The organism is Mesorhizobium sp. M7A.F.Ca.CA.002.15.2.1 (assembly GCF_003998715.1).
Lineage (GTDB): Bacteria > Pseudomonadota > Alphaproteobacteria > Rhizobiales > Rhizobiaceae > Mesorhizobium > Mesorhizobium ciceri.
The window spans coordinates 1-3,572 of sequence record NZ_RZPI01000595.1 but is presented as its reverse complement, the minus strand read 5'-3'; the positions used below and the strand labels follow the sequence as shown (position 1 = coordinate 3,572).

The 3,572-nt window shown below is 63.2% G+C and carries 3 protein-coding genes; all 3 read right to left on the bottom strand.

Annotation, left to right across the window (positions count from 1 at the left end; genetic code table 11):
* Nucleotides 1-1,161: enoyl-CoA hydratase-related protein (locus tag ENZ74_RS25780; protein WP_206522330.1), on the bottom strand; the 1,161-nt coding region annotated here is incomplete at its 3' end.
* Nucleotides 1,162-1,175: 14 nt separating this feature from the next.
* The gene (locus ENZ74_RS25775; RefSeq protein WP_027161729.1) at nucleotides 1,176-2,384 is read right to left on the bottom strand and encodes an acetyl-CoA C-acetyltransferase; all 1,209 of its coding nucleotides are present in this window, start codon (nucleotides 2,382-2,384) and stop codon (nucleotides 1,176-1,178) included.
* Nucleotides 2,385-2,417: 33 nt separating this feature from the next.
* Nucleotides 2,418-3,572 (bottom strand): acyl-CoA dehydrogenase family protein (locus ENZ74_RS25770; RefSeq protein WP_245471008.1); only part of this gene is annotated, 1,155 nt, incomplete at its 5' end.

Here is a 3,572-nt window from a genome sequence, read left to right as displayed (position 1 = left end):
CTTGTCCTCCGGCTTGGCGCGGCCCTTCTTGACCTGATCCGAGACCAGGCTGTCGGAATGCGCCTTGCCCTTGGCGGCCGACTCCAGATCACGGTCGAGCAGCACCACCGGGATGCCGGCCTTGGCGGTGACATAGGCGATGCCGGCGCCCATGAAGCCGGCGCCGAGAATGCCGATCTTCTTGAACTTGGTTTCGGGCACGCCGGCCGGGCGGCGGGCGCCCTTGTTCAGTTCCTGCAGCGACACAAACAGCGAGCGGATCATCGCCGCCGCTTCCCTGGTCTGCATGATCTCGGTGAAATAGCGCTGCTCGATGCGCAAGGCGGTGTCGAATGGCACCAGCAGGCCTTCATAGACGCATTTGAGGATCGCGGCGGCGGCCGGATAGTTGCCATAGGTCTCGCGGCGCAGGATGGCGATGGCCGGCGGCCACAGATTGAAACCGGCCGGCGAATAGATCTGGCCGCCGGGCAGCTTGAAACCTTTCTCGTCCCATGGCGCCACCGGCTTCAGGCCATTCCTGATCATCGCCTTGGCGGTCTCGACCAACCTTGTCGGCTCGGCGATCTCATGGATCAGGCCCATCGACTTGGCCTTCTGCGGCGACAGCGTCTGGCCGGAGGTCAGCATCTGCAACGCCTGCTGCTGATCGGTCAGCCGCGGCACGCGCTGGGTGCCGCCGGCGCCCGGGAAGATGCCGATCTTCACCTCGGGAAGCGCCATCTTCACCTTGTCGCTATCGGCGGCGACACGGCCGTGGCAGGCGAGCGACAATTCGAAGGCGCCGCCCATGCAGGTGCCGTTGATCGCCGACACCCACGGCTTTCCTGATGTTTCCAGCTTGCGGAACAGGCCGGTCATCATGCCGGCATTGTCGAACAGCGCCTTGGTCGCCTTTTCGGCGTCCTTGCCCTTTTCCGCGGCGAAGGTCGTCAGCATCTTCTGCAGCAAAGAGATATCTGCACCGCCGGAGAAGGTATCCTTGCCGGAGGTGATCACGGCGCCCTTGATGGCGGCGTCACCAGCCACCTTGTCGACAATGGCGTTCAATTCCCGCATCGCCTCTTCGGTGAAGACGTTCATCGAACGGCCGGGCATGTCCCAGGTGACCAGCGCAATGCCGTCGGCGTCGGTGTCGAGGGCGAAATTGGTGTAGCTCATCGTTTCTCTCCCCGTCAGACGCGTTCGATGATGGTTGCGGTGCCCATGCCGGCGCCGATGCACAGCGTCACCAGAGCGGTGTTGAGATCGCGCCGCTCGAGTTCGTCCAGCACCGTGCCGAAGATCATCGCGCCGGTGGCGCCGAGCGGATGACCCATGGCGATGGCACCGCCATTGACGTTGATCTTGTCATGCGGAATGTCGAAAGCCTGCATGTAGCGCAGCACCACCGAAGCGAAGGCTTCGTTGAGCTCGAACAGGTCGATGTCCGAGAGCTTCATCTTGGCGCGCTTCAACAGCTTCTCGGTGACGTCGACCGGACCGGTCAGCATCAGCACAGGCTCGGAGCCGATGTTGGCGAAGGTGCGGATACGCGCGCGGGGCTTCAGCCCCATCGCCTTGCCGGCCTTCTTCGAACCGAGCAGCACGGCCGCCGCACCATCGACGATGCCGGACGAATTGCCGGCATGATGGACGTGGTTGACCTCTTCCACTTCGGGATGCTTCTGCACCGCGACCGCATCGAAGCCGCCCATTTCGCCGGGCATGACGAAGGACGGGTTGAGCGAGGCCAGCGACTGCATGTCGGTCGACGGGCGCATATGCTCGTCATGGTCGAGGATGGTCAGGCCGTTCTGGTCCTTGATCGGAATGACGGATTTCTTGAAGCGGCCATCCGCCCAGGATTTGGCGGCGCGCTTCTGGCTCTCGACCGCATAGGCGTCGACGTCGTCTCTGCTGAAGCCGTATTTGGTGGCGATCAGGTCGGCCGAGATGCCTTGCGGCACGAACCAGCCGGGCAGGCCGACCGAAGGATCCATGAACCAGGCACCGCCCGAGGCGCCCATGCCGACGCGCGACATCGATTCGACACCGCCGGCAATGACGATCTCGTCCGCTCCCTGCGCGATCTTGGCGGCACCGAAATTGATGGCGTCGAGCCCGGAAGCGCAGAAGCGTGAGATCTGCATGCCGGGCGCCTTGGTGTCGTAGCCGGCCTCGAAGGCGGCGGCGCGCGGAATGACCGAACCCGCCTCGCCGACCGGATCGACGCAGCCGAAGATGATGTCGTCGACGTTTGCAGTGTCCAGCCCATTGCGGTCGCGCAGCGCCTCGAGCGTCTTGGCGGCAAGCCGCACCGCCGGCACCTCGTGCAGCGATCCGTCTTTCTTGCCCTTGCCACGCGGTGTGCGCACGGCGTCATAGACATAAGCTTCAGCCATTTGCTTGCTCCTTGGGTTTGCCTGATGTCGCCTTCAGAGAGAGCGTCCGATCAGCAATTTCATGATCTCGTTGGTGCCGCCGTAGATGCGCTGGACGCGGGCGTCGCGGAACATGCGGGCGATCGGGTATTCATTCATGTAGCCATAGCCGCCATGCAGTTGAAGGCATTCGTCGACGACTTTTCCCTGCAGGTCGCTGAGCCAGTACTTGGCCATCGACGCTGTCACGGGATCGAGGCCGCCCGCGATGTGGCGGGCGACGCAATCATTGTAGAAGACGCGGCCGATGGTGGCCTCGGTCTTGAGTTCGGCCAGCTTGAACTGGGTGTTCTGGAAATCGATGATCGCCTTGCCGAACGCCTTGCGCTCCTTGACGTAGTCGATGGTCAGCGCCAGCGCCCGCTCGATCATGGCGATGGCGCCCGTGCCGATCTGCAGCCGCTCCTGCGGCAGTTGCTGCATCAACTGGACGAAGCCCTGCCCTTCCTCGTGGCCGAGCAAATTGGAGGTCGGCACGCGCATGTCGTTGAAGAACAGCTCCGACGTGTCGTTGGCCTTGAGCCCGATCTTGTCGAGGTTACGGCCGCGCTGGAAACCTTCGACCTCGTCGGTCTCGACGACGATCAGCGAGGTGCCCTTGGCGCCCTTCTCCGGATCGGTCTTGGTGACGACGATGATGAAGTTCGCAAGCTGGCCGTTGGTGATGAAGGTCTTGGAACCATTGATCTTGTAGTGGTTGCCATCCTTCTGCGCCCGCGTCTTGACGCCCTGCAGATCGGAACCGGCGCCGGGCTCGGTCATGGCGATGGCGCCGATCAGCTCGCCGGTCGCCAGCTTCGGCAGCCATTTCTTTTTCTGCTCCTCGGAGCCGTAGTGGAGGATATAAGGGGCGACGATCGAATTGTGCAGGCCGATGCCGAACCCGTCGACGCCGACATGGCCAATGGCCTCGATGATGGCGCTCTCATGCGCGAAGGTGCCGCCGGAGCCGCCATATTCCTCCGGCATAGAAGCGCAGAGCAGGCCGGCGGAACCTGCCTTCAGCCAGCTTTCGCGATCGACCATCTCGTTCTTCTCGAACTCGTCGTAGCGCGGCGCGATCTCCTCCGACATGAAGCGATGCGCCATGTCGTAGAGCATGCCGACCTCGTCCGCCGCCCAGGCGGGCTTCGGCAAAGAGAGCACTTC

Bases quoted from the DNA above. Each gene is read 5' to 3' on its own strand.
- ENZ74_RS25775 (WP_027161729.1), bottom strand. From the start codon at position 2,384: ATGGCTGAAGCTTATGTCTATGACGCCGTGCGCACACCGCGTGGCAAG.